This window comes from Streptomyces sp. NPDC030991 (assembly GCF_055571235.1).
In genome coordinates this window covers 134,702-159,601 of record NZ_JBVIFR010000001.1, presented here as the reverse complement: position 1 = coordinate 159,601, position 24,900 = coordinate 134,702, and the positions used below count along the sequence as shown (strand labels likewise).

Here is a 24,900-nt window from a genome sequence, read left to right as displayed (position 1 = left end):
CGGGTCGGCCGGCGTGTTTCGAGGTCGGAACAGAGTAGTGCACGGGCCGCTCGACGGCAGGTGGGACCGTCCTGCCCGCGGGCCGTCCGGGAGGCTCACGCATGATGGGTCGGGCCCGGGTCCCGGCCCCGCGCGACGGCCCGGCGGGGCTCGCCGCGGGGGAGCACCTGGTCGACGCGGTACCCGTCTGTGGCGCAGGTCACTGGAACTCCGCCGGCGCGGCGGAGAGGTAAAGGCTGTGAGGGACTCAGAAAACGATCTGCGCGAGCGCGTACGCGCCGGTGAACGCGGTGCGTTCGCCGAGCTGTACGAGCAGTGCGCCGGCCCCGTCTACCAGCACGCCCTGTGGCTCACCGGCGACTGGTCGACGGCCGAAGACATCATGTCGGAGACGTTCCTGACCGCATGGCGGGCACGGGAACGACTGCAGACCGAGGGAGGTTCCCTCCGCCCCTGGCTGCTGGGTATCGCCACGCACAAAGCGGAGAACGCCCGGCGCGGACTGCGCCGCCGGGTGGCGTTCCTGGCCCGCCAACGGCAGCCGCCCGTGGTCGCGGACTTCGCGCCCGAGGTGGTCGGACGCGTCGACGACACGCGGCGGCTGGCCGCCGTCCAGGGCTCGCTCGACCGGCTGCGGCGCCACGAGAGGGAAGTTCTGACGTTGTGCGTGTGGTCGGGCCTCGACTACCAGCAGACCGCCGAGGCGCTCGGCATCCCCGTCGGGACTGTGCGCTCGCGCCTGTCGCGGGCCCGCGCGAAACTCGCCCGGTTCGCCGACGAGGCGCAGAAAAATCCGGAACCGCGTGCCGCCCGCGGAGAGATGACTGGTGAAGCCGCACTCGCGGCCCTGCCCGTGAGGGAGGAAACGGCATGAACGACAACCACGACAGGCACGACGAGCGGACGGCCACGGAGGTCGAGGCGGACCGTGACACCGACATCGTGGAGCTCGCTCGGCTGTTGCCGGCCCCGGCCCGTCAGGGCCTCCCTCGCGAGCGGCACCTCCGTCACAAGGAACGACTCATGCAGCGCATCGACCATGACCAGGCCGCTCCCCGCCCCCGCCCCGCCCGGCGCCTGCTGCGCCCCGCCCTGCTGGTGCCGGTGACCGCACTCGCCCTCGGCGGCATCCTCACCGCGGGCGTCGTCGTCGCCACGGGCGACGACGCGCCGGCCACCTCGGCGGCCCGGCGGCACGACGCCTCCGGGACGCGGCCCGCGACGGTGCTCCTGGACCGGATCTCCCTCGCCGCGAGCAAGGGCGACGCGCTCCAGGTGCGCGACGACCAGTTCGTCTACAGCCGTGAGAAGGGCACCGGGGCGGACCTGACCAGCGGCAAGGCGGTCGTCGGCCCCCTCCAGGAGACCGAGTCGTGGGTCGCGCAGGAGCCGGGCCCGCTGCGCAGGCTCGGGATCAGCAGGACCGATGGGGAGACGCTCCCCATCAACGCCGAACTGGGGGACACCAAGGGCACACCCGCCGGCTTCGGCCGCCCCACCTACCACTGGCTGGCCTCGCTGCCCACCGACCCCGAGAAGCTGCTGACGTACCTGTACGCCAACACGCCGAAGTCCGAGGAGCAAGAACGCGACCAGGCGGTCTTCGACCGCATCGGCGGCCTCGTCGGTACGGTGATGCCCCCCGAGACCGCCGCCGCGCTCTACCGGGCCGCGGCCAGGATCCCCGGCGTCGCCAAGGCCCCCGGCGCCCAGGACGCCATCGGCCGACACGGCGTCGGGATCTCCCGCGACGACACGACCTTCGGCACCCGCACCGAGTGGGTCTTCGACAAGGACGACCTCGCCTTCCTGGGCTCCCGCAGGTACCTCGTCAAGGACACCACCTACGGCAAGGCCGGGACCCTCATGTCGAGCACGGCCGTGCTCGGGCACGCGGTGGTCGACAAGGCGGGACAGGAGCCCGCCACCGCACAGCAGAGCTGAGAGCCTGTCTTCGAGACGGGCCGGGGTAGCGCGCAAGGACGCGCCGGGGGCAAAGACGGGTTCTCAGCGCCCGCGCCGCACCTGTGCGGCCTTGCGCGCCTCGGCCAGCTTGCGCGCCTCGCCGGACTTGCGGGACGTGCCGCGGGAGGTGTCCTTCGTGGTGCCGAAACCCCGGAACGGCGTGTTGGTGTTCTTCGGCTTGGCCGCGGCCGGCGCGCTGTCGAGCGGGGTGCCGGAGGGGGCCCTTGCGCCGGTGATGCGGCTCAGTTCCGCCTCACCGGAGCGCACCTTGGTGACCGTCGGCTCGATCCCGGCCTCGGCCATGACCTGGCTCACCTCGCGGCGCTGCCCCGACAGCACCAGCGTGACGACCCGGCCGGACTCCCCGGCCCTGGCGGTGCGGCCCGCCCGGTGGAGATAGTCCTTGGGGTCGGTGGGCGGGTCCACGTTGACCACGAGGTCGAGGTCGTCGATGTGCAGGCCGCGGGCCGCGACGTTGGTCGCAACCAGGACGGTGACCCGGCCGTCCTTGAACTGTGTGAGCGTCCGGCTGCGCTGCGGCTGGGACTTGCCGCTGTGCAGGGCCGCGGCGTGCACACCGTTGGCGCGCAGATGCCGGGTGAGCTGGTCGACGCCGTGCTTGGTGTCCAGGAAGAGCAGGACACGGCCGTCACGGGCGGCGATCTCCGTGGTGACGGCGTACCGGTCGGGGCCGTGGACGACCAGCACGTGGTGGTCCATGGTCGTCACCGAGTTCGTCGCCGGGTCGGCGGAGTGGACGACGGGGGAGTGCAGGTAGCTGCCCACCAGCTGCTCGACGTCGCCGTCCAGGGTGGCAGAGAAGAGCATCCGCTGGCCGTCGGGGTGCACCTGGTCGAGCGCCTCGGTGACCTGCGGCAGGAAGCCCATGTCGCACATCTGGTCCGCCTCGTCGAGGACGGTGATCCGGACGCGGCCGAGGCGGCAGGCCTTGCGGTCGATCAGGTCGTGCAGCCGGCCGGGGGTGGCGACGACGACATCGGCCCCGTCGCGCAGCGCGGCGATCTGCCGGCCGACCGACACCCCGCCGACGACCGTCGCCAACCGCAGCCGCAGCGCCTGCGCGTACGGCGTGAGCGCCTCGGTCACCTGCTGCGCCAGCTCCCGGGTCGGTACGAGGACCAGGGCCAGGGGCTGCTTCGGCTCCGCGCGCCGCCCGGCCGTCCGCACGAGCAGCGGCAGGCCGAAGGCGAGCGTCTTGCCCGATCCGGTGCGCCCGCGCCCGAGGACGTCACGTCCGGCGAGGGCGTCGGGCAGCGTGGCCGCCTGGATCGGGAACGGTTCCCGCACGCCGTGCTCGGTGAGCGTGCGCAGCACTTCGGCCGGCAGGTCCAGGTCCGAGAAGGACGGTGCCGAGTCGTTCATGAGGAGCCTTCCGTCAGGGGAACGTACGAGGAAGGCCCGGCAGGGTGACTGACCGATGAACTGGGACCGCCCAAACGGTTGAGATTAACACGGACCGGCCGGACGGCTCATCGGCTCCGGAAGGCGTCGAGGATGCGCTCGGCGGCCAGCGTGGCGGTGATTTCACCGTCGCGGACCTGCCGCTCCAGGCCGGGCGCCAGGGAGCGGACCGAGGGGTCGGCGTGCAGGCTGCCGAGCAGCTCGTCGCGGACCATGGCCCAGGCCCAGTCGACCTGCTGCTCGCGGCGCCGGCCGGCGAGACGGCCCGAGGAGTCGAGCAGCTTGCGGTGCTGTTCGAGCCGCTCCCAGACGTCGTCAAGCCCCGTCGACTCGCGGGCGCTGCAACTGAGCACGGGCGGCGTCCAGAAGGCGTCCTTGCCGTGCATGAGGCGCAGCGCGCCTGCCAGTTCCCGCGCGGCGGTCATGGCGTCGCGTTCGTGCGGGCCGTCCGCCTTGTTGACGCTGACCACGTCGGCCAGTTCCAGGACGCCCTTCTTGATGCCCTGCAACTGGTCGCCCGTGCGCGCCAGGGTCAGCAGCAGGAAGGAGTCGACCATGTTGGCGACGGCCGTCTCCGACTGGCCGACGCCGACGGTCTCCACGAGCACCACGTCGTACCCGGCGGCCTCCATGACGACGATCGACTCGCGCGTCGCCTTGGCCACACCGCCGAGCGTGCCGGCGGTGGGGGAGGGGCGGACGAAGGCCGCGGGGTCGACGGCGAGCCGCTCCATCCGCGTCTTGTCGCCGAGGATCGAGCCGCCCGTCCTCGTGGAGGACGGGTCGACGGCGAGCACGGCGACCCGGTGGCCGAGCCCGGTGAGCATCGTGCCGAACGCGTCGATGAACGTCGACTTGCCCACCCCCGGCACACCGCTTACGCCGATCCGCCGCGCCCGGCCACTGTACGGCAGCAGCGAGGTCAGCAACTCCTGCGCCAGCGCCCGGTGCTGGGGGCGGGTGGACTCGACGAGGGTGATCGCGCGGGCGATGACCGCCCGCTTCCCGTCGAGCACCCCTTTGACATACGTGTCGAGGTCGATGGCCATGGAGTCACCGGCTCACAGGTCGTCGTGCCCGAGGTCGGCCGCGAGGCGTCCCACCAGGTCGTGGGCGGCGTCCGGGATCACGGTGCCGGGCGGGAACACCGCGGCGGCGCCCATCTCCAGGAGCGTGGCCACGTCCTGCGGCGGAATGACACCGCCCACCACGATCATGATGTCCGCGCGCCCCTCCTCGGCGAGCGCCTCGTGCAGCGCCGGTACGAGGGTGAGGTGCCCGGCGGCCAGCGACGACACCCCGACGATGTGCACGTCCGCCTCGACGGCCTGCCGCGCCACCTCGGCCGGGGTCTGGAAGAGCGGGCCCACGTCCACGTCGAAGCCCAGGTCGGCGAAGGCGGTCGCGATCACCTTCTGCCCGCGGTCGTGCCCGTCCTGGCCCATCTTGGCGACCAGGATGCGCGGGCGGCGGCCCTCGGCCTCGGCGAACTCCTCGACGCGGCTGCGGGTGCGGTCCACGGTCGGCGACTCGCCTGCTTCGTTGCGGTACACGCCGGAGATCGTACGGATCTGGCCCGCGTGGCGCCCGTACACCTTCTCCAGGGCGTCCGAGATCTCCCCGACGGTCGCCTTCGCGCGCGCCGCGCGCACGGCGAGCTCCAGCAGGTTGCCCTTGCCGTCCGCGGCCCGGGTGAGCGCATCGAGCGCGTCCTGGCAGACGGCCTCGTCCCGTTCGGCGCGCAGCCGCCGCAACTTGGCGATCTGCTGGGTCCGCACGGAGGAGTTGTCGACCTTGAGGACGTCGATCTGCTCGTCGGTCTCCACCCGGTACTTGTTGACGCCGATGACCGGCTGCCGTCCGGAGTCGATCCGGGCCTGGGTGCGGGCCGCGGCCTCCTCGATGCGGAGCTTGGGGATGCCCGCGTCGATGGCCTTGGCCATGCCGCCCGCGGCCTCCACCTCCTGGATGTGCTGCCAGGCCCGGCGGGCGAGGTCGTACGTGAGCTTCTCCACGTACGCGCTGCCGCCCCACGGGTCGATCGAGTGGGTCGTCCCGGACTCCTGCTGGAGCAGCAGCTGCGTGTTGCGGGCGATGCGCGCGGAGAAGTCGGTGGGCAGGGCGAGCGCCTCGTCGAGGGCGTTGGTGTGCAGTGACTGGGTGTGGCCCTGGGTGGCGGCCATCGCCTCCACGCACGTACGTGTGACGTTGTTGAAGACGTCCTGCGCGGTCAGCGACCAGCCCGAGGTCTGCGAATGGGTGCGCAGGGAGAGCGACTTGGCGTTCTTCGGGTCGAACTGCCTGACCAGCTTCGCCCACAGCAGGCGGGCCGCGCGGAGCTTGGCGACCTCCATGAAGAAGTTCATGCCGATCGCCCAGAAGAACGAGAGCCGCGGCGCGAACGCGTCCACGTCCAGACCCGCCTCGCGCCCCGCCCGGATGTACTCCACCCCGTCGGCGAGGGTGTAGGCCAGCTCCAGATCGGCTGTCGCACCCGCCTCCTGGATGTGGTAGCCGGAGATGGAGATGGAGTTGTAGCGGGGCATCCGCTGCGAGGTGTAGGCGAAGATGTCGGAGATGATCCGCATCGACGGCTTCGGCGGATAGATGTAGGTGTTGCGGACCATGAACTCCTTGAGGATGTCGTTCTGGATGGTCCCGGCCAGCTTCTCGGGCGCGACGCCCTGCTCCTCCGCCGCCACGATGTACAGCGCCAGTACGGGCAGCACGGCCCCGTTCATCGTCATCGACACGGTCATCTTGTCCAGCGGGATGCCGTCGAAGAGCTGGCGCATGTCGTAGATCGAGTCGATGGCCACCCCCGCCATGCCGACGTCACCGGTGACGCGCGGGTGGTCGCTGTCGTACCCGCGGTGCGTGGGCAGGTCGAAGGCGACCGACAGGCCCTTCTGGCCCGCCGCGAGGTTGCGCCGGTAGAAGGCGTTCGACTCCTCGGCCGTCGAGAAACCCGCGTACTGCCGGATCGTCCAGGGCTGGTTCACGTACATCGTCGGGTACGGGCCGCGCAGATACGGCGCCACACCCGGGAAGGTCTCCAGGAAGTCCAGGCCCTCCAGGTCCTGCCCGGTGTAGAGGGGCTTGACCGCGATGCCCTCGGGCGTCTCCCACAGCAGGTCGTCGCCGTCGGCGGCGCGCTTCACCGCGTCGCGCCAGTCGCCGGGGCCGGCGTCCGGCGCCGGGGTCCCCAGCTCGATCGCGGAGAAGTCGGGGATGCGGGGGGCGGTCATCGGGACACTCCCATGCGGTCGAGCGCGGCGGACAGCACGGCCACGGCGTCGCAGCCGGCAAAGACATACGTGTCGACCCCGGCGTGCTCGGCGGGGCGGCCCGCGAGGAACACGTGCCGGGCGCCCGCCGCCCGCAGCTCCCGGGCGACGGTCTCGGCCCGCTCCTCGTAGACCGGGTCGCTGGAGCACAGGCACACGTCCCGTGCCCCGCTCTCCTCGAACGCGCCGTCGGTGACGGGCTCGACGCCGCCCGCCTGGAACAGGTTGGCCGCGAAGGTGAGCCGGGCGGTGTGCGCGGCGGCCGGGCCCAGGGCGGCCAGGTAGACGCGGGGCCGGGCCCCGGTCGCGGCGAGGTGTGCGTCGGAGCGGGCCCGCAGCGCCTCGAACGCCTCGTCCCGGCGCACCCGGGGCAGTCCGCCGGACGGCGCTGCGGGCACCGGCTCACGCAGCACGGGCTTCTCGGCCAGGTGCGGGAACTCGCTGACACCGGTGACCGGTTCGCGCCGCGTGGCGAGCTTCTTGCTCCGTGCGGACCAGGTCTCGGCCAGCCGGTCGCGGACCGTACCGGAGCGCAGGGCGGCGGCCTGACCGCCCCCCCGCTCGATCTGCTGGAAGAACTCCCAGCCCGCGTGGGCTAGTTCGTCGGTCAGTCGCTCCACGTACCAGGAGCCGCCCGCCGGGTCGATCACCCGGGCCAGGTGTGACTCCTCGATGAGGATGGTGGAGGTGTTGCGGGCAATGCGCCGGGCGAACGCGTCCGGCAACCCCAGCGCGTGGTCGAAGGGGAGCACTGTGACGGAGTCCGCGCCGCCCACGCCCGCGCCCAGCGTCGCGATCGTGGTGCGCAGCATGTTCACCCACGGGTCGCGGCGCGTCATCATCACCGGCGAGGTCACCGCGTGCTGGAGCTGCGCACCGGAGCGCGGCGCGCCGCAGGCCTCGGCCACCCGCGCCCAGAGCCGCCGCGCCGCACGGAACTTGGCGATGGTGAGGAACTGGTCGGCGCCGGCGGCGTAGCGGAACTCCAGCTGCGCCAGCGCCTGTTCGACGTCGAGCCCCGCGCCGGTCAGCTCGCGCAGGTAGGCGACACCGGTGGCGAGGGAGCAGCCCAGTTCCTGCGCGGCCGAGCCGCCGGCCTCGTGGTACGGCAGCGCGTCCACGGTCAGCGCGCGCAGCCCCGGATAACGCCGGGCGCACAGCCGCGCCAGCTCGATGACCGGTCCGGTGTCGTACGAGTCCCCGGTCCGCGCCTCGTGGCCCAGCGGGTCCGCGCCCAGGTTGCCCCGGGCCGCTTCGGGGGCGACGCCCTTCTCCTCGTACAGCCGCAGCAGTTCGCGCGCGGCGGCGTCGGTCTCGGCGCCCGCGTCGAGCACGACGGCGGCCAGATCGAGGTAGACGCCGTCGAGGGCCGGGGCGAGCACGGAGACGGGGGAGCCGGTGTCGGCGCCGACCGTGAGCCAGAGCGAGGTGACGCCGTTCTCCAGGTCGGCCAGGACCGGGCCGGACGCGGCGAGCGTGTGCCGCTGGCGTACGTCCCAGCCGCCGACCGTGTTCCCCTCGGCGCGGCCGCCGCGTACGAAGGGGGCGAAGCCGGGCAGGCCGGAGGGGGGCGTGTCGACGTCGGCTGTGTACAAGGGGCGGGCGCGCAGCCCGTCCTCCAGCGCGGTGGACAGGGCGGCTTCCGCCTCGCCGGCCGAGACTTCCTTGCCCGACTTTCGCAGGACACCCGCGACCAGGTGCTGCCACTGCTCATGCGTCGCGCCGGGGAACTCGGCTGCCAGGGAAAGCCCGTCGTCAGGCAGGACCGTCATGCCCGGATGCTAGGGCAGATCCGGGGACGAGCAGCAGGTGGCGGAGGTGTGACCTTGTTTACCTTGCCTGCCGGGCGCCGAACCTCTATCGGCGCCCGGCAGGCCCTGGGTACGCGCAAGATGCGGATATCCAAGAGAAAAATACGGACCGCGCCCGTTGACACCCCTGACTCGTGACGCGAATCTGTCCATCGAAACTACGCAAAAAATTAACAGCGCAACTCAATACTTGGATGACGGCCGGCTGGGACGCGCCGCGCCGGGCCTCCGAGGACCCCCTCAAGGAGCGTCATGACTGGAATGACAGGGGCACGTCATAGATGGCGTTGGCTGGCCGGTGCGGTGACGGCGGGGCTGCTCACCGTCGGGCTGGTCCCGGCGGCGGCCCAGGCCGCGGAAGCGCAGAACGTGGCGCTCGGCAGACCGGCCACGGCCGGGGGAGTGCATGACGGCTACCCCGCGGGCAACGTCACCGACGGCAGCCAGGCCACGTACTGGGAAGGCCCGACCGGGTCGTTCCCCCAGTGGGTGCAGATCGACCTGGGACGCACCGTCGACATCGACGAGGTCGTCCTGAAGCTTCCCGCCTCCTGGGAGGCCCGCACCGAGACCGTCGCCGTCCAGGGCAGCCCGGACGGGCAGGGCTTCACCACCCTCTCGGCCGCCGCGAAGCGGGCCTTCGCCCCGGGCTCGGGGAACAGCGTGAGCGTCGACGTCACGGCCGAGACCCGGTACGTGCGGGTGCAGGTCAGCGACAACACCGGCTGGAACGCCGCCCAGTTGTCCGAGGTGGAGGTCCTCGGCACGGCCGGCGGCGGGGACCCGCAGGAGCCGCCGCCCACCGGGACCAACCTGGCCCTGCGCAAGCCGATCGAGGCGACGTCGACGACGCAGAACTACCTGGCGCCGAACGCCAATGACGGCAGCACCGACACCTACTGGGAGGCGAGCGGTCAGTCCGCCGCGCTGACCGTGAAGCTCGGCTCCGACGCGGACCTGACCGGCGTCGTCCTCAAGCTCAGCCCGAACGCCGCCTGGAGCACCCGCACCCAGACTCTCCAGGTCCTCGGCCGCAAGGCCGGAGCCACCGACTTCACCTCGCTGAAGGACCGGGCCGCGTACACCTTCGACCCGGCGGCGAACCAGAACACCGTGACGATCCCGGTCACCGGCCGCTACGCGGACGTACGGCTGCAGTTCTCCGGCAACAGTGGCGCGGGCGGCGGCCAGGTGGCCGAGTTCGAGGTCGTCGGCTCGGCCGCGCCCGCCCCCGACCTGACGGTGAGCGGCCTGACGTGGTCACCCGCCGCCCCGTCCGAGGCCGACCCGGTCACGGTCGAGGCGACGGTCCGCAACGGCGGGACCGCGGCGGCCCCCGCCACCACGGTGGACGTCAGCCTGGAAGGCGCGGTCGCCGGGAGCGCCGCCGTCGGGGCCCTGGCCGCCGGCGCGTCGGCGAAGGTGCCCGTCAAGGTCGGCGCCCGCCCCCTGGGCAGCTACAGCGTCTCCGCGGTCGTGGACCCGACGGACGCCGTACCCGAGCTGGACAACTCGAACAACAGCCGCAACGCCGACACGAAGCTGGTCGTCACCCAGGCGCCCGGACCCGACCTGGAGGTCACCGGGATAGCCACCACCCCGGCCAACCCGGCCGTCGGTGCGAAGGTCACCTTCGCCGTCACCGTGCACAACCGCGGCACGAGCGCGGCGCCCACCGGGAGCGTCACCCAACTCACCGTCGGCGGTACCGCGTTGACCGGCGCCACCGGCGCCGTCGCCGCGGGCGCCTCGGCGACCGTGTCCATCGGCGGCAGCTGGACCGCCGCCAACGGCGGAGCCGCCCTCACCGCGACGGCCGACTCCACGAACAAGGTCACCGAGACCAACGAGAACAACAACACGTTCGCCCGGACCCTGGTCGTCGGACGCGGCGCCGCCGTGCCCTACACCGAGTACGAGGCGGAGGACGGCCGCACCAACGGCACCCTGCTCACGGCCGACGCCCAGCGCACCTTCGGGCACACGAACTTCGCCACCGAGTCCTCCGGCCGCAAGTCGGTGCGGCTCAACTCCACAGGCCAGTACGTAGAGTTCACCTCCACCACGCCCTCGAACTCGGTCGTCGTACGCAACTCGATCCCGGACGCCGCGGCCGGCGGCGGCCAGGAGGCGACGCTCAGCCTCTACGCGAACGGCACCTTCGTCCGCAAGCTCAACCTCTCGTCCAAGCACAGCTGGCTCTACGGCACCACCGACGACCCGGAGGGGCTGACCAACCGGCCCGGCGGCGACGCCCGCCGCCTGTTCGACGAGTCCCACGCCCTGCTCACCCAGACCTACCCCGAGGGCACGACGTTCCGGCTCCAGCGGGACAGCGGGGACAGCGCCGCCTTCTACGTCGTCGACCTGATCGACCTGGAGCAGGTCGCCGCACCGGCCGCCAAGCCCGCCGAGTGCGTCTCCATCACCGAGTACGGAGCCGTGCCCAACGACGGCATCGACGACGCGGACGCCATCCAGCGTGCCGTGACGGCGGACCAGACCGGCAAGATCCCCTGCGTCTGGGTCCCGGCCGGGCAGTGGCGCCAGGAGAAGAAGATCCTCACCGACGACCCGCAGAACCGCGGCCAGTACAACCAGGTCGGGATCCGTGATGTCACCCTCAGGGGCGCCGGCATGTGGCACTCCCAGCTGTACTCCCTCATCGCGCCGCAGGACGCCGGCGGCATCAACCACCCGCACGAGGGCAACTTCGGCTTCGACATCGACGACAACACCAAGATCTCCGACATCGCCGTCTTCGGCTCCGGCACGATCCGCGGCGGTGACGGCAACGCGGAGGGCGGAGTCGCGCTCAACGGCCGCTTCGGCAAGGACACCAAGATCACCAACGTCTGGATCGAGCACGCCAACGTGGGTGCCTGGGTCGGCCGCGACTACTCCAACATCCCCGAACTGTGGGGCCCCGGCGACCGCGTCGAGTTCAACGGCGTCCGCATCCGCGACACCTACGCCGACGGCGTCAACTTCGCCAACGGCACCCGCAACTCGACGGTCTTCAACTCCTCGTTCCGCAACACCGGTGACGACGCCCTGGCGGTCTGGGCCAGCAAGTACGTGAAGGACACCTCGGTCGACGTCGGCCACGACAACCACTTCCGCAACAACACCGTCCAACTGCTCTGGCGCGCCAACGGCATCGCGGTCTACGGCGGCTACGGCAACACCATCGAGAACAACCTGGTCTCGGACACCATGAACTACCCCGGGATCATGCTCGCCACCGACCACGACCCGCTGCCGTTCTCCGGTACGACCCTGATCGCGAACAACGGGCTGTACCGCACCGGCGGAGCCTTCTGGAACGAGGACCAGGAGTTCGGCGCGATCACCCTGTTCGCGCAAGGGCAACCCATCCCCGGTGTCACGATCCGCGACACCGACATCCGCGACTCCACCTACGACGGCATCCAGTTCAAGACGGGCGGTGGCGAGCTGCCCGATGTCCAGGTCACCAACGTGACCATCGACAAGTCGAACAACGGCTCGGGCATCCTGGCCATGTCCGGCGCCCGCGGCAGCGCCACACTGACCGGGGTCACCATCACCAACTCGGCGCAGGGCGACATCCTGACCGAGCCCGGCTCACAGTTCGTCATCAAGCGGGGCTGACCTCAGGCCCGTCCCGAACCTTCGTCGCCGGCGTGTCCGACGCCCCGCTGTCCACGCCGGCGGCGAAGCTCCCTCGTGCCCCGGCGCGGACGGCACCGCGGCCGACGCCGTTCAGAGCGTGACGGCGATCCCGATGTTCGGCTTCTTGCGCAGACGCAGGAACCTGACGAGGCCGTTGCCGACCCGGGACAGGAAGTACCGCTCGGCGAGGAGGGCCTGAGCGGCCGCGGTGCCGTCCTCGTCGAGCAGACGGCCGGTGCCCCCCAAGGTGGCAGCGTCCGGAGCGGTCTTGCCGCGCGCATCGCACACCGTGACCATCACCGCGCTGTTGTTGCGGAGCCGCTTGACCTTCCAGGAGTCCGCGGGGGTGACCACGAGCAGCTCGTGATCGTCCCGGCCCACGTGCCAGACGGGTGTGGCGACCGGGGTTCCGTCCTTCCGGTACGTCGTGAGGCTGATGTACTTGCTGCGTCGGATCTCGTCCATTGCTGACACGCCCGGAGTCTATCGGCGCCGTCGGCGTACGACCCCGGGAGCAGACGGGGGTTCCGGCGGCCCGTGGGGCGTACCTCCCAGGGGGGAGGCCGGGTCGCGGGTGTCCCCCGGGGGCCGGATGCGGTCCGCCGCCCTGTCGGAAAGGGTGGGGCGCATGGGTGAATCCAGAACGCTGACGCCACGTCATAGAGGCTCTCTGTTACGGAGGTTGAGCGGATCCGCCGTCGCGCTCGGTCTTCTGTCGCTGACCGCGGCCCTCCTGCCGGTGCCCTCGTCCGCCGCCGCGGGGCCGGCCCGGGAGAGCCTCTCCGGAGGCGGGCGCACGGCACAGATCAGCCGTACCGCGTACGGCATCCCGCACATTCGCGCACGGAACTTCGACGGGCTCGGCTACGGCTACGGCTACGCGTTCGCGCAGGACAACGTGTGTGAACTCGCCGACCAGGTGGTGACGGTGCGGGGCGAGCGGTCCCGCTACTTCGGCCCCGACGGAGACCGGGGCGAGGGCGCAAACCTGGCGAGCGACACGTACTACCAGGGGCAGCGGCGAGCGGGCACGGTCCGCCAACTGCTGCACAAAAAAGCCCCGTTGGGGCCGGCTGCGGAACTGCGCCGGATGGTGGAGGGATACGCCGCCGGCTACAACCGCTACCTGCGGGAGACGGGCGTCGGCGACCTGCCGGACGCCCGCTGCAAGGGCAAGCCGTGGGCGCGCCCGATCACCGCGCTCGACCTGTGGAGCATCGTCCACGACGCCAACGAGGTGACCGGCCTGGTACCGCTCGCGCCGGACATCGGCGACGCGAGACCCCCGACGGCCGGCGCCGACGGCGCGGCCGGATCCAGGACCGCGCGGACCCCGGCCGCCGCCCCCGCCGGGCAGCACACCGGCACGGACGCCTTCGGCAGCAACGGCTGGGCGCTCGGCCGCGACGCCACCCGCACCGGCGACGCGATGGTCCTCGCCAACCCGCACCTTCCCTGGACCGGCGGCGCCCTGCGCTTCTACCAGGTGCAGTTGACGATCCCCGGCACCCTGGACGTGTCCGGCGCCGGACTGTACGGCACGCCCCTCGTCCTGATCGGCCACAACAGGGACCTGGCCTGGACGCACACCGCGAGCGACGCCCAGCACGCCTCCACCTACGCGCTGAAACTCGTGGCGGGCGACCCGACCGGCTACGTGGTCGACGGCCGGACGGAGCGGATGGAACGCCGCACGGTCCCGGTCACCGTGCGCCGGGCCGACGGCCGGACCACCACGGCCGAACGGACGCTCTACACCTCACGGTTCGGCCCCGTCCTCTCCTCCGGCTGGACCACGAGCACCGCCTACGCCGTCCGGGACGCCAACGCCGACAACCTGCGCTCCATGAACACCTGGCTGGCCATGGGCAAGGCGCGCAGCCTCGGTGAACTGCGCACCGCCCAGGACACCTACCAGGGCATCCCCTGGACCTACACGCTCGCCGCCGACACCTCCGGCGACACGTACTTCACCGACTCCTCCGCCGTACCGCACCTCACCGACGCCCAGCTCGAACGCTGCACCCTCCCGGGCGGCGAGGAAGGACCTGAAGCCCTCGACGGCTCGACATCGGCCTGCGCCTGGGGCAGCGACCCCGACGCACTCGTCCCCGGCCTCTACGGCCCGTCCCGCCAACCGGAGCTGACCCGCACCGACTACGTCGCCAACTCCAACAACGGGCCGCGGTACACCAACCCCGATGCCCCGATCACCGGGCTCCCCGGCACGTACGACGTGGGATCCCGCCCCGGGCAGCGCGCGCAGCTCGGAGTGGACATGATCGCGCGGCGGGCGGACGGCACCGACGGACTCGGCGCCCCCGGGTTCACCGGCGGCACCCTGCGCTCCTCGATGTTCGGCAACCGCGTCCTGTCGGCCGAGACGGGCCGGGACGACGTGGTCGCCCTGTGCCGCGCCCACCCGCTCCTGGAGGCGACCGACGGCAAGGAGACCGATGTGCGGCGGGCCTGCGCGGCCCTCGCCCGCTGGGACACCCGCGCCGACACCGACAGCCGGGGCGCCGCGCTCTGGGGCACGTTCTACGACCACCTCCTGCGGACCGGGCCCCCCGACACCTGGCACCGCGTCCCCTACGACCCGGCGCACGCCCTCACGACGCCGCGCGGCATCGACGGCGCGGACGCGCGGGTCCGCCGGGCCCTGGCCGACGCCGTCCAGGACTTCGCCGCCCGGGACCTCCCCGTGGACACCGCACTCGGCGCCGTGCAGCAGTGGGCCGGGATTCCGCTGCCCGGCTGCAACGGGAACAAGGGCTGCTTCAACGTGGTGGATGCGGCCCCCGGCGCGGGCACCGGCACCCCGCCCGCCGAGGCCTTCGGCTCCAGCTTCCTGATGGCCGTCGAGCTCACCCCCGGCGGCCCCCGCACCCGCACCCTTCTCACCTACGGCCAGTCCTCGAACCCGGCCTCGCCGCACTACACGGACCAGACCCGCCTCTTCAGCCGCGGGCAGTGGGTCACCGAGCGGTTCACGGCGGCCGAGATCGCCGCCGACCCGGCCCTGCGGGTGACGATCCTGCGCGGCTGACACGGTCCGTTCCCGTTCCGGTCCGCCACCACCCGGCCACCCGCGGGCGGTGGCGCATCGGTCAGAACACCGAACGCTCGAATCAGCTCGCCCAGTCGCCAAAGCCGATCGTTTATGGCCGTTTCTTGCAGGAGGATCCGCTTATCCGCCGCGGCACGGCAGTATGGCACCGTGGTAGGCAATCTTCCCGTCATGACGACCAGCTTCGTCGGTCGCGTCAGCGAACTGGGCGCCGTCAAAACGGCGTTGACCGAACACCGATCGGTCACCCTCACCGGTGGCGGCGGCGTCGGCAAGAGCCGTCTGGCCCTGCGCGTCGCCGAGGAGGTGCAAGGCGCGTACGCCGACGGCGTGTGGTGGGCGGATCTCTCCCACCTCTACGACGACCGGCTGTTCACCGCCACGGTCTGCGACGCCGTCGACCTCCTGGACCACAACTCGCGGGCCCCCATCGAGGCGCTGTGCGAGTGGCTGGCCGGACGGCAGGTCCTGCTCGTCCTCGACTGCTGCGAGCGGGTTCTGGCGTCCTGCCGGCTCCTGGTGAGCGAACTGCTCACCGCGGCGCCCCGGTTGACCATCCTGGCCACCAGCAGAGAGCCGCTCGGCGTGCACCGGGAGCGGTGCGTCGAGGTGACCCCGCTCTCCACCGACGACAGCGGCGCGGACGCGGTGCGCCTCTTCCGCGAGCGGTGCGCCTCGACCGCGCCGGGCGTCCCGCTCGACGCGCCGGGCACCCCCGAGACCATCGCCGCGGTCTGCCGCCGCCTGGAAGGGATTCCCCTCGCCGTCGAGCTCGCCTGCGCACGACTGCGGGACATCAGCCTCACCGAGGTCGCCGAGCGACTGAGCTCCCGGCTCGACACCCTCGTCGACGAGACGGCCTGGCCCAAGCGCCACCGCGCCCTGCGCACCGCGATCGGCTGGAGCCACGAGCTGTGCACCCCCCGCGAGCGCCTGCTGTGGGCGCGGCTCTCCGTCTTCCACGGACCCGTCGAGGAAGCGGACGCGCAGGCCGTCTGCGCGGGCGGCCCCCTCACCGACCACGACATCCCGCGCCTCCTCGACCGGCTCGCCGACCAGTCCGTCCTCCAGCGGACCGGCACCCGCTACCGCATGCTCGACACCCTGCGCGAGTACGGAGCCATGTGGCTCGCGGAGCTGGGGGAGCAGGCCACCCTCGCCCGGCTGCACGCCGCGCACTTCGCCGCCCTCCTGGAACAGGCCGAGGCCGAGTGGCTCAGCGAACGGCAGGTCTCCTGGTACACCAGGGTCGCCGACAGCCACACCGACGTACGCGCCGCCCTCGACCACCTCATGGTCGAGGACACCGGGGCCGCCCTCGACATGGCGGGCCGGACGGGCCTGTTCTGGCCCTGCTGCGGCCACCTCCACGAATCCCGCGACTACCTCGAACGCGTCCTCGCCCTCGACGCCCCCGGAGGCCCGGCGCGCACCCGCGCGCTCTGGGCCCTGGGCATCACGCTCACCCTCCAGGGCGACCACTGCGCCGCCCTGCGCACAGGAGAGGAGTGCGCCGACGCCGCGCGACGGGACGGCACACCGGCCTCGGCGCTCTTCGCCGCCCACACCCTGGGCCTGACCCACCTCATGGCCGGCCGCCCCCAGGACGCGTACGAGGTGAGCGACCGCGCCCTGGTCACCCACAGCACCTCGCCGCCGTCGGGCGCGCCACAGCTGTGCTGCATGGTGATCCGCACCTTCGCCCACTCCGCACTGGGCCGACTGGCCGAAGCCTACGAAGCGGCCGCCGGCCTGCGCCGGCTCAGCCTGCGCTACGGCGAGCACTGGGCCCGCTCCTACGCCTTCCACCAGCTCGCCTTCATCGACCTGCTCCAGGGCCGCCCCGACGACGCGGAGCGCCACGCCCGCGCGATGCTGATCAGCAAGCACAACCTCCACGACAACCTCGGCATCGCCCTCGCCCTCGACCTCCTCACGGGAGCCAACGCGGCGCAGGGCAACGGCATAGGAGCCGCCCGCACCTCCGGCACCGGGAACACCTACTGGCGCATGCTCGGCCATCCGAACCACGGCACACCCGAACTCTCCGAGGTGCGCGACCAGTGGGAGCGGCAGGCCCGCACGGCGGCCGGGAACGACGCGTACGACAAGGCCTTCCACGACGCCCTGAACGACGACGCCGAGGACGGTCTCGCCCTCGTGCTGCGGGGGCGCGCGCACTCCTGAGCCAGGGGCACGTTTCGTCCGCGGCCAGCCCGGTACCCAGTGCGCGTCCGTGGCTGCGCGTGCGGACCCGTGCCAGGTGGCGAACAATGGAGGCTGCTATGACTGATCATCGACTCGAAGGCCCAGGTGAGGACGGGGTTCCCGTCCCCAGGGACATGCCCGATCAACAGGCCGGCGCGGACGGAGCGAGCGACGGGCCCGCCGAGGGGGCGGACCGTGCGGACGACGTGCCCGACACGGACGAGGCGGGCACGCGGCGCCGCGGCGACCCCCGATCGGAGACCGTGCACCCCGAGCACCCCGACCCCGACGAGTCACCGGCCTGATCCCCGCCCCGCCTAGGAGCCCCCATGGGTGTCACCGACCGAATCCGCGGCTGGCCCGTCTACCGGCAGCTCACCGGGGACGACCGACTCGGCCGGGGGAGCGCGGCCCGGTCGCGGACCACGGCCGAACTGCGCCCGCGCACCGACACCGCGGACCGGGTGACGCAGTCCGTCTGCCCGTACTGCGCCGTCGGGTGCGGCCAGCAGGTGTACGTCAAGGACGAGAAGGTCGTGCAGATCGAGGGGGACCCCGCCTCCCCGGTCAGCCGCGGCCGGCTCTGTCCGAAGGGCTCCGCCACGCTCCAGCTGACCACCGGAGCGGCCCGGCACCACCAGGTGCTCTACCGGCGCCCCCACGCCACCGACTGGGAACCGCTGGACCTCGACACGGCCATGGACATGGTGGCCGACCGCGTCGTCGAGACCCGCCGCGCCACCTGGGAGTGGGAGAGGGACGGCGTGCGTACGGCCCGCACCATGGGCATCGCGAGCCTCGGCGGGGCCACGCTCGACAACGAAGAGAACTACCTGATCAAAAAGTTGCTGACCGGCCTCGGCGTCGTCCAGGTGGAGAACCAGGCACGCGTCTGCCACAGCTCCACCGTCGCCGGGCTCGGTACCTCGTTCGGCCGCGGCGGCGCGACCACGTTCATGCAGGACCAGCAGCACTCCGACTGCATCGTCATCCAGGGCTCGAACTACGCCGAGGCCCACCCGGTGGGCTTCCAGTGGGTGATGGAGGCCAAGGCCCGCGGTGCGACGGTCATCCACGTGGACCCCCGCTACACCCGCACGAGCGCACTCGCCGACCTGCACGTACCGCTGCGGGCCGGCAGCGACATCGCCTTCATCGGCGGGATCATCAACCACGTCCTGACCGAGGAGAAGGACTTCCGCGAGTACGTCCTCAACTACACCAACGCCGCGACGCTGGTCGCCGAGGACTTCCGCGACACCGAGGACTTGGACGGCGTCTTCTCCGGGCTTGACGAGGACAAGCGCCACTACGACCAGCACAGCTGGCAGTACGAGGGCGCGCAGGTCCAGCAGCCGACCGGCGAGGTCGACGAACAGTACGAGGACCGCGTCCGCTCGGCGGGCCGCCCGGAGACCCACGGCTCCGGCGGCGCGCGCACCACCCCCGACGCGCCCACCGACCCGACCCTGCGACACCCGCGCTGCGTGTACCAGGTGCTCAAGCGGCACTTCGCCCGCTACACACCCGAGATGGTCGAGGACGTGTGCGGCGTGCCGCGCGAGACCTTCCTGCGCGTCTGCGCCGCGCTCGCCTCCAACTCCGGCCGTGAGCGCACCAGTTGTTTCGTCTACGCGGTCGGGTGGACCCAGCACACCACCGGTTCGCAGTACATTCGCGCCGCGAGCATCCTCCAGCTCCTGCTCGGCAACATCGGCCGCCCCGGCGGCGGCATCCAGGCGCTGCGCGGACACGCCTCCATCCAGGGGTCCAGCGACATCCCGACCCTGTACAACCTGCTCCCGGGCTATCTGCCGATGCCCCATGCCCACCAGCACATCGACCTCGAGAGCTTCATCAAGGCGTCCCGCACCGAGAAGGGCTTCTGGGCCGACATGCGGTCCTACTTCGTGAGCCTGCTGAAGGCGTACTACGGCGACGCGGCGCGCGAGGAGAACGACTTCTGCTTCGACCACCTCCCCCGCCTCACCGGTTCGCACTCCACGTACGAGACGGTGATGTCGCAGCTCGACGGCGAGTGCAAGGGCTACTTCCTGATGGGCGAGAACCCCGCAGTCGGCTCGGCCAACACCCGCCTGCAACGCATGGGCATGGCCCAGCTCGACTGGCTCGTCGTACGGGACTTCTCGCTCATCGAGTCCGCCACCTGGTGGCAGGACGGGCCGGAGATCGAGAGCGGCGAACTGCGCACCGAGGACATCGGCACGGAGGTCTTCTTCTTCCCCGCCGCCGCCCACACGGAGAAGTCCGGGTCGTTCACCAACACCAACCGCTGGGTCCAGTGGCACCACGCGGCCGTCGAACCCACGGGCGAGGCCCGCAGCGACCTCTGGTTCATGTACCACCTGGGCCGCCGCATCAAGGAGAAGCTGGCCGGTTCCACCGACCCGATGGACCGGCCGGTCCTGGACCTCACCTGGGACTACCCCGTCGAGGGACGGCTGGACGAGCCCGTCGCCGCCGCCGTGCTCGCCGAGATCAACGGCCACGGCCCCGACGGATCTCCGCTGTCCGCCTACACGGAGCTGAAGGACGACGGGTCGACCAGCTGCGGCTGCTGGATCTACTGCGGCGTCTACGCCGACGGCATCAACCAGGCCGCCCGCAAGAAGCCCCAGCAGGAACAGGACTGGGTCGCCGCCGAGTGGGCCTGGGCCTGGCCGGCCAACCGCCGCATCCTCTACAACCGCGCCTCCGCCGCCCCCGACGGAACCCCGTGGAGCGAGCGCAAGGCCCATGTGTGGTGGGACCCCGACGCCGGCCGGTGGACCGGCCACGACGTGCCGGACTTCGTGCCCGACCGGGCCCCCGGCCACGTGCCCGCCGACGACGCGACCGGCCCCGACGCGCTGCGCGGCGACGACCCGTTCATCATGCAGGCCGACGGAAAAGGCTGGCTGTACGCGCCCGCGGGCCTGGAGGACGGCCCCCTGCCCGCCCACTACGAGCCGCAGGACTCGCCCTTCACCAACGCGCTCTACCCGCGCACCCCGCGCTCCCCGGTGCGGCAGGTCATCTCCCGCGAGGGCAACCGCTACCACCCCAGCGCCGCCGAGCCCGGCGCGGACGTCTACCCGTACATCCTCACCACCCACCGGCTCACCGAACACTTCACGGCGGGCGGCATGAGCCGCTGGTCGCCGTACCTGTCCGAGCTGCAGCCGGAACTGTTCTGCGAGCTCTCCCCGCAGCTCGCCGCCGAGCGCGGACTCGAACACGGCGGCTGGGCCACCATCGTCACCGCGCGCAACGCCATCGAGGCACGCGTCATGGTCACCGACCGCATCAAGTCCCTGACCGTGCAGGGCCGCACCGTCCACCAGATCGGCCTGCCCTTCCACTGGGGGCCCAACGGCGTGGCCACCGGCGACGCCGCCAACGAACTCGTCGCCATCACGCTCGACCCCAACGCGCACATCCAGGAGGACAAGGCGCTCACCGCCGACATCCGCCCGGGCCGCCGCCCCCGGGGACCGGAGCTGCCGCGCCTGGTGGCGGCGTACCGGCGCCGCGCGGGCATCACCGACACCACCGGGACGGAGAGCCGGACATGAGCGAGGAGAGGGTCGGGTTCTTCACCGACACGTCCGTGTGCATCGGGTGCAAGGCCTGCGAGGTGGCGTGCAAGGAGTGGAACGCCATCCCCGAGGACGGCCTCTCGCTGACCGGGATGTCGTACGACAACACGCAGGCGCTCGGCGCGTCCACCTGGCGGCACGTCGCGTTCATCGAGCAGCCCGCGCCCCAGGGGCGTACGCAACTGCCGCTGGTGGACGGGGAGCCGGGCGAGCAGCCCGCGCCCGAGGGACGAACCCAACTGCCGCTGGTGGACGGCGGGTCGGGTTCGGACATGCGCTGGCTGATGTCGTCGGACGTCTGCAAGCACTGCACGCACGCCGCCTGCCTCGACGTGTGCCCCACCGGCTCGCTGTTCCGCACCGAGTTCGGCACCGTCGTGGTGCAGGAGGACATCTGCAACGGCTGCGGGTACTGCGTCCCGGCCTGCCCGTACGGCGTCATCGAGCAGCGCCCCACGGACGGCCGCGTCTTCAAGTGCACGATGTGCTACGACCGGCTCGGCGCGGGCCAGGAACCGGCCTGCGCCAAGGCGTGCCCCACGGAGTCCATCCAGTTCGGGCCGCTCGACGAACTGCGGGAGAGGGCGGCGATGCGCGTCGAGGAGCTGCACAAAGCGGGCGTCGACCAGGCCCATCTGTACGGGCACGACCCCGAGGACGGCGTCGGCGGGGACGGGGCCTTCTTCCTGCTCCTTGACCGCCCCGAGGTGTACGGGCTGCCACCGGACCCCGTCGTCACCACCCGCGATCTGCCGGCCATGTGGAAGCACGCGGCCGGCGCGGCGCTCGCGCTGCTCGGCGGCGTCGCCGTGTCGTTCGCGGCGGCCGGCAGGAGGCAGCGATGACGGCGCAGGACCGGCCGACGGGGCAGCGGCGGCGAGGCCGCCGAGGTGAGCAACTCATGGTGCCCAAGGCCGAGTTCGACTCCTACTACGGCCGCCCTGTGATCAAGCCGCCGTCCTGGCAGGCGCGCGACATCGCCGGGTACTTCTTCCTCGGCGGGCTCGCCGGGGCGGGCTCCGTCGTCGCGGCGGCCGCGCAGCTCACGGACCGCCCCCGGACGGCGACCGCCCTGAAGGTGTCCTCCCTGGCCGCCGTCTCGCTGTCGGCCGCGGCGCTCGTCCACGACCTGGGCCGGCCGTCCCGTTTCGCCAACATGCTGCGGGTCTTCAAGCCCACCTCACCGATGAGCATGGGCTCCTGGCTTCTCAGCGCCTACGGCCCGGCCGCCGGCGCCGCCGCGGCCAGTGCCGTCACCGGCCGGCTGCCCAGGGCCGGGGCCGTGGCGACGGGGACGGCCGCCGTGCTCGGCCCCGTGGTCGCCGCGTACACCGCCGTCCTGGCGGCCGACACGGCGGTCCCCGCCTGGCACGGGGCCCACCGCGAACTGCCCTACCTCTTCACGGCCTCCGCGACGGCCGCCGCCGCGGGCATGGCCCTCCTCGTCGCCCCCGTGCACGAGACCGCCCCCGCGCGGTACGCGGCCGGGCTCGCCGCGCTCGCGGACACCGTGGCCGTGAAGGCGGCGGAGCGGCGCCTCGGCCCCGTCGCCGAGACGTACCGGCAGGGGCGGGCGGGCACGCTCCTGCGCACGGCGCAGGCGCTGACGCTCGCCGGGGCCGCGGGCGCCGCCGTCCTGGGCCGCAGCCGGCCGGCCGCGATCGCCTCGGGCCTCGCACTGCTCGCGGGCTCGGCGTGCACCCGCTTCGGGATCTTCGACGCGGGCGTCGCCTCGGCCGAGGACCCCAGGTACACCGTGGGCCCGCAGCGCGAACGAGTCGATCGGCGGCGGGCCCGGTGAGCGGGTGGACCTCAGCGTGAGGTGAGCCGGAACTGGGCGTCGAGTTCCTGGTCGCCGGAGGCCGACCCGGCGTCCTCGACGCGGAACGCCCGTGCCAGCGCCTCACGGACGGCGCCGACCTCGTGGGGGACTCCCTGCGCGGACACGGAGACGGCGCCCTCAAGGCCGGCACCGCTCGGGGAGCCGGACGCGGAGCCGGAGGAGGCGGCGCCGACGTCGAGCTGTGCGGTCCACACCGTGGTGGGCGTGGCGGAGGAGTCGGAGCCGTCCCCGGTGGACGCCCGGTCGGGGAAGTGCGAGGCGAGGTAGGTGAGGACGCTCTCGGCGTCCTGGGCCGAGCAGTTGCTCAAGGTCACGGTGACGAGGGTCTGGTTGTCGTCGGAAGCGCTGTTCATCAGGGGTTTCTCCTGTATCGGGTCGTCGGAGACCGTCGGTCGGTCCATTGCTGTACTTGTGGTTCGTGTCCGGTCGGCGCCGGAGCGGTCTACAGAGCCGCGCGCAGAGCGGGCAGCAGTTCGTCGCGGGCCCAGGTGAAGAAGGCGTCCTGGTGGTCCCCCCCGATCTGGACGAGCGTGACCTCGGTGAACCCCGCGTCGGCGAAGGGCCGTACGGCCTCGACGAACTCGGTGACATCGCTGCCGCACGGGATGGACTTGGCGACGTCCTCGGGGGACACCAGCTCGGTGGCACCGGCGAACGAGACGGGGTGCGGCAGCTCGGCGTTGACCCGCCACCCGCCGGCGAACCAGCGGAACTGCTCGTGGGCGCGCTTGACCGCGGCCGACCGGTCCGGGTCGTAGCAGACGGGAAGCTGGCCGACACGCGGCTTTCCGGCACCACCGGCGCGGTCGAAGGCATCGAGCAGTTCGCCGCGGGGCTCGGTGGCGATGACCAGGTCCGCGACACGGCCCGCCAGCGCGCAGGAGGCCGGTCCCGAGACGGCGACACCGATCGGGGGCGGGGTGTCGGGCCGGTCCCACAGGCGGGCCCGGTCGACCTCGAAGTGGCGGCCGCGATGGGTGAGTTCCTCACCGTCGAGCAGGGCGCGGATGATGCCGACGGCCTCCTCGAACTTCTCCAGCCGCACGCCGGGCGCGGGCCAGCCCCCGCCCACCACGTGCTCGTTGAGGTTCTCGCCGGAGCCGAGGCCGAGGCGGAACCGGCCCTGGGACAGCAGCTGGAGCGTGGCGGCCTTCTGCGCGACGACCGCCGGGTGGTAGCGCGTGGTCGGACACGTCACGTAGGTCATCAACGGGATGCGCGAGGTCGCCTGGGCGGCGGCGCCGAGCACGGCCCAGGCGTAGGGGGAGTGGCCTTGTTCGGCCAGCCACGGGGAGTAGTGGTCGGACGTGACGGAGAAGTCGAAGCCCGCCTCTTCGGCGGCCACGACGTGCCGTACGAGGTCCCGGGGTCCGGCCTGTTCGGTCATCATCGTGTAGCCGATGTGCACCATGTTCGCCTCCTGATCGGGTCTGGGGGTCAACGCGAGGCGTCGTTGCCGTTGCTGTCGGTATCGGTATCGGTATCGGTATCGGTATTGCTGTGGGTATCGGTGTCGGTACGGGGGTCGGTTTCGGTGGCCGATTCCTCCTCGGTGTGCCGTCTTCGGACCCAGGCCGGGAGGACGAACCAGCAGAGCAGGTACCAGGCGAGGACCCCCGCGACGAGCACCGGGGTGAGTCCGTCGTGCGTCGCGACGCGCAGGATCAGGAACAGCGCCGAGGTCAGGGTGGCCAGCAGCAGGACGAGGCCCACGAAGGTGAGGCGGGAGGACCAGAGCACCGCCTGCGGTTTGATGCGCCGTCCGCGGATCTGCCGGTGCAGGGCGACCGGGCCGATCAGGGCGCCGGTCGCGGCGGACCCGAGGATGACCGTGACGATGTAGATGGTGCGGTTGGTGTCGGAAAGCTCGGTGAACCGTGGTGTGAAGACGACGGTGAGCAGGAAACCGAAGAGGATCTGCACACCGGTCAGGGCGACCCGCAACTCCTGGACGAGCTCCGCCCACTGCCGGTCGGCCTTCTCCTCGACCGTCTCCGTCCGGCCGCGCCGGTGGCCGGACCGGCCGCCCCTGTTCAGTCCG

Annotated in this window: 17 protein-coding genes; 9 read left to right on the top strand and 8 right to left on the bottom strand. The window is 72.1% G+C overall.

Translation table 11 applies throughout. The features are described from left to right. The first annotated feature begins 238 nt into the window (after positions 1–238). Both ACZ45E_RS00750 and ACZ45E_RS00745 read left to right on the top strand, forming a co-directional pair. Positions 239–874 carry an RNA polymerase sigma factor gene (locus ACZ45E_RS00750; protein WP_468214820.1) on the top strand — a complete coding sequence of 212 codons (636 nt, stop codon included), beginning with the start codon at positions 239–241 and terminating at the stop codon, positions 872–874. Then, positions 871–1,944: a CU044_5270 family protein gene (locus ACZ45E_RS00745; RefSeq protein WP_468214817.1), complete on the top strand. Its 1,074-nt coding sequence runs from the start codon at positions 871–873 to the stop codon at positions 1,942–1,944. The genes ACZ45E_RS00750 and ACZ45E_RS00745 overlap by 4 nt, the downstream gene beginning before the upstream one ends. Before the next feature lie 63 nt (positions 1,945–2,007). On the opposite strand, the gene ACZ45E_RS00740 is transcribed toward ACZ45E_RS00745, so the two are convergent. The 4 genes from ACZ45E_RS00740 to ACZ45E_RS00725 all read right to left on the bottom strand — a co-directional run bounded on the left by ACZ45E_RS00740 (position 2,008) and on the right by ACZ45E_RS00725 (position 8,446). After that, positions 2,008–3,348: a DEAD/DEAH box helicase gene (locus ACZ45E_RS00740; RefSeq protein WP_468214815.1), complete on the bottom strand. Its 1,341-nt coding sequence runs from the start codon at positions 3,346–3,348 to the stop codon at positions 2,008–2,010. 107 nt (positions 3,349–3,455) lie between these two features. Then, positions 3,456–4,436, bottom strand: coding sequence for a methylmalonyl Co-A mutase-associated GTPase MeaB (gene meaB, locus ACZ45E_RS00735; protein WP_468214812.1), 981 nt, complete (start codon positions 4,434–4,436; stop codon positions 3,456–3,458). Positions 4,437–4,448: 12 nt separating this feature from the next. After that, positions 4,449–6,635: a methylmalonyl-CoA mutase gene (gene scpA, locus ACZ45E_RS00730; protein WP_468214810.1), complete on the bottom strand. Its 2,187-nt coding sequence runs from the start codon at positions 6,633–6,635 to the stop codon at positions 4,449–4,451. Further along, complete coding sequence (locus ACZ45E_RS00725) at positions 6,632–8,446, bottom strand: methylmalonyl-CoA mutase family protein (protein ID WP_468214807.1); 1,815 nt, start codon at positions 8,444–8,446, stop codon at positions 6,632–6,634. The genes scpA and ACZ45E_RS00725 overlap by 4 nt, the downstream gene beginning before the upstream one ends. 300 nt (positions 8,447–8,746) lie before the next feature. Here ACZ45E_RS00725 and ACZ45E_RS00720 point away from each other — a divergent pair, with 300 nt between their 5' ends. Beyond that, on the top strand, positions 8,747–12,118 hold the full coding sequence (locus ACZ45E_RS00720; RefSeq protein WP_468215961.1) for a CARDB domain-containing protein: 3,372 nt from the start codon (positions 8,747–8,749) through the stop codon (positions 12,116–12,118). A 111-nt stretch (positions 12,119–12,229) separates the two neighbouring features. Here ACZ45E_RS00720 and ACZ45E_RS00715 read toward each other — a convergent pair whose 3' ends face one another. Continuing rightward, entirely contained in the window at positions 12,230–12,604 is a 375-nt protein-coding gene (locus ACZ45E_RS00715) for a PPOX class F420-dependent oxidoreductase (RefSeq protein WP_468215959.1), read from the bottom strand. A 217-nt stretch (positions 12,605–12,821) separates the two neighbouring features. Between ACZ45E_RS00715 and ACZ45E_RS00710 the strand changes: the two genes are divergently transcribed. The 6 genes from ACZ45E_RS00710 (at position 12,822) to nrfD (ending at position 22,817) form a co-directional block, all read left to right on the top strand. Next, positions 12,822–15,188, top strand: coding sequence for a penicillin acylase family protein (locus tag ACZ45E_RS00710; protein WP_468214805.1), 2,367 nt, complete (start codon positions 12,822–12,824; stop codon positions 15,186–15,188). A 192-nt stretch (positions 15,189–15,380) separates the two neighbouring features. Next, a complete protein-coding gene (locus ACZ45E_RS00705) occupies positions 15,381–17,396 on the top strand; it encodes an ATP-binding protein (RefSeq protein ID WP_468214803.1) in 2,016 nt (671 codons plus the stop codon). A gap of 98 nt (positions 17,397–17,494) precedes the next feature. After that, a complete protein-coding gene (locus ACZ45E_RS00700; RefSeq protein ID WP_468214800.1) occupies positions 17,495–17,722 on the top strand; it encodes a hypothetical protein in 228 nt (75 codons plus the stop codon). 24 nt (positions 17,723–17,746) lie between these two features. Then, positions 17,747–20,992: a formate dehydrogenase gene (gene fdh / locus ACZ45E_RS00695; protein WP_468214799.1), complete on the top strand. Its 3,246-nt coding sequence runs from the start codon at positions 17,747–17,749 to the stop codon at positions 20,990–20,992. Next, positions 20,989–21,861, top strand: a complete 873-nt coding sequence (locus tag ACZ45E_RS00690) for a 4Fe-4S dicluster domain-containing protein (RefSeq protein ID WP_468214797.1) — start codon at positions 20,989–20,991, stop codon at positions 21,859–21,861. Before fdh ends, ACZ45E_RS00690 begins: the two co-directional genes overlap by 4 nt. After that, on the top strand, positions 21,858–22,817 hold the full coding sequence (nrfD, locus tag ACZ45E_RS00685) for an NrfD/PsrC family molybdoenzyme membrane anchor subunit (RefSeq protein ID WP_468214795.1): 960 nt from the start codon (positions 21,858–21,860) through the stop codon (positions 22,815–22,817). Before ACZ45E_RS00690 ends, nrfD begins: the two co-directional genes overlap by 4 nt. An 11-nt stretch (positions 22,818–22,828) precedes the next feature. Here nrfD and ACZ45E_RS00680 read toward each other — a convergent pair whose 3' ends face one another. From ACZ45E_RS00680 to ACZ45E_RS00670, 3 genes are all read right to left on the bottom strand, one after another. Beyond that, entirely contained in the window at positions 22,829–23,212 is a 384-nt protein-coding gene (locus ACZ45E_RS00680) for a hypothetical protein (RefSeq protein WP_468214793.1), read from the bottom strand. Between the two features lie 89 nt (positions 23,213–23,301). Then, a complete protein-coding gene (locus ACZ45E_RS00675) occupies positions 23,302–24,270 on the bottom strand; it encodes an LLM class F420-dependent oxidoreductase (RefSeq protein WP_468214791.1) in 969 nt (322 codons plus the stop codon). 26 nt (positions 24,271–24,296) lie between these two features. After that, positions 24,297–24,896: a DUF6328 family protein gene (locus tag ACZ45E_RS00670; protein ID WP_468215957.1), complete on the bottom strand. Its 600-nt coding sequence runs from the start codon at positions 24,894–24,896 to the stop codon at positions 24,297–24,299. Positions 24,897–24,900 lie beyond the last annotated feature (4 nt).

Coding starts and splice junctions, on each gene's coding strand:
- ACZ45E_RS00745 (WP_468214817.1), top strand. CDS start 871: ATGAACGACAACCACGACAGGCACGACGAGCGGACGGCCACGGAGGTC.
- ACZ45E_RS00740 (WP_468214815.1), bottom strand. CDS start 3,348: ATGAACGACTCGGCACCGTCCTTCTCGGACCTGGACCTGCCGGCCGAA.
- meaB (WP_468214812.1), bottom strand. CDS start 4,436: ATGGCCATCGACCTCGACACGTATGTCAAAGGGGTGCTCGACGGGAAG.
- scpA (WP_468214810.1), bottom strand. CDS start 6,635: ATGACCGCCCCCCGCATCCCCGACTTCTCCGCGATCGAGCTGGGGACC.
- ACZ45E_RS00725 (WP_468214807.1), bottom strand. CDS start 8,446: ATGACGGTCCTGCCTGACGACGGGCTTTCCCTGGCAGCCGAGTTCCCC.
- ACZ45E_RS00720 (WP_468215961.1), top strand. CDS start 8,747: ATGACAGGGGCACGTCATAGATGGCGTTGGCTGGCCGGTGCGGTGACG.
- ACZ45E_RS00715 (WP_468215959.1), bottom strand. CDS start 12,604: ATGGACGAGATCCGACGCAGCAAGTACATCAGCCTCACGACGTACCGG.
- ACZ45E_RS00705 (WP_468214803.1), top strand. CDS start 15,381: ATGACGACCAGCTTCGTCGGTCGCGTCAGCGAACTGGGCGCCGTCAAA.
- ACZ45E_RS00700 (WP_468214800.1), top strand. CDS start 17,495: ATGACTGATCATCGACTCGAAGGCCCAGGTGAGGACGGGGTTCCCGTC.
- fdh (WP_468214799.1), top strand. CDS start 17,747: ATGGGTGTCACCGACCGAATCCGCGGCTGGCCCGTCTACCGGCAGCTC.
- ACZ45E_RS00690 (WP_468214797.1), top strand. CDS start 20,989: ATGAGCGAGGAGAGGGTCGGGTTCTTCACCGACACGTCCGTGTGCATC.
- nrfD (WP_468214795.1), top strand. CDS start 21,858: ATGACGGCGCAGGACCGGCCGACGGGGCAGCGGCGGCGAGGCCGCCGA.
- ACZ45E_RS00680 (WP_468214793.1), bottom strand. CDS start 23,212: ATGAACAGCGCTTCCGACGACAACCAGACCCTCGTCACCGTGACCTTG.
- ACZ45E_RS00675 (WP_468214791.1), bottom strand. CDS start 24,270: ATGGTGCACATCGGCTACACGATGATGACCGAACAGGCCGGACCCCGG.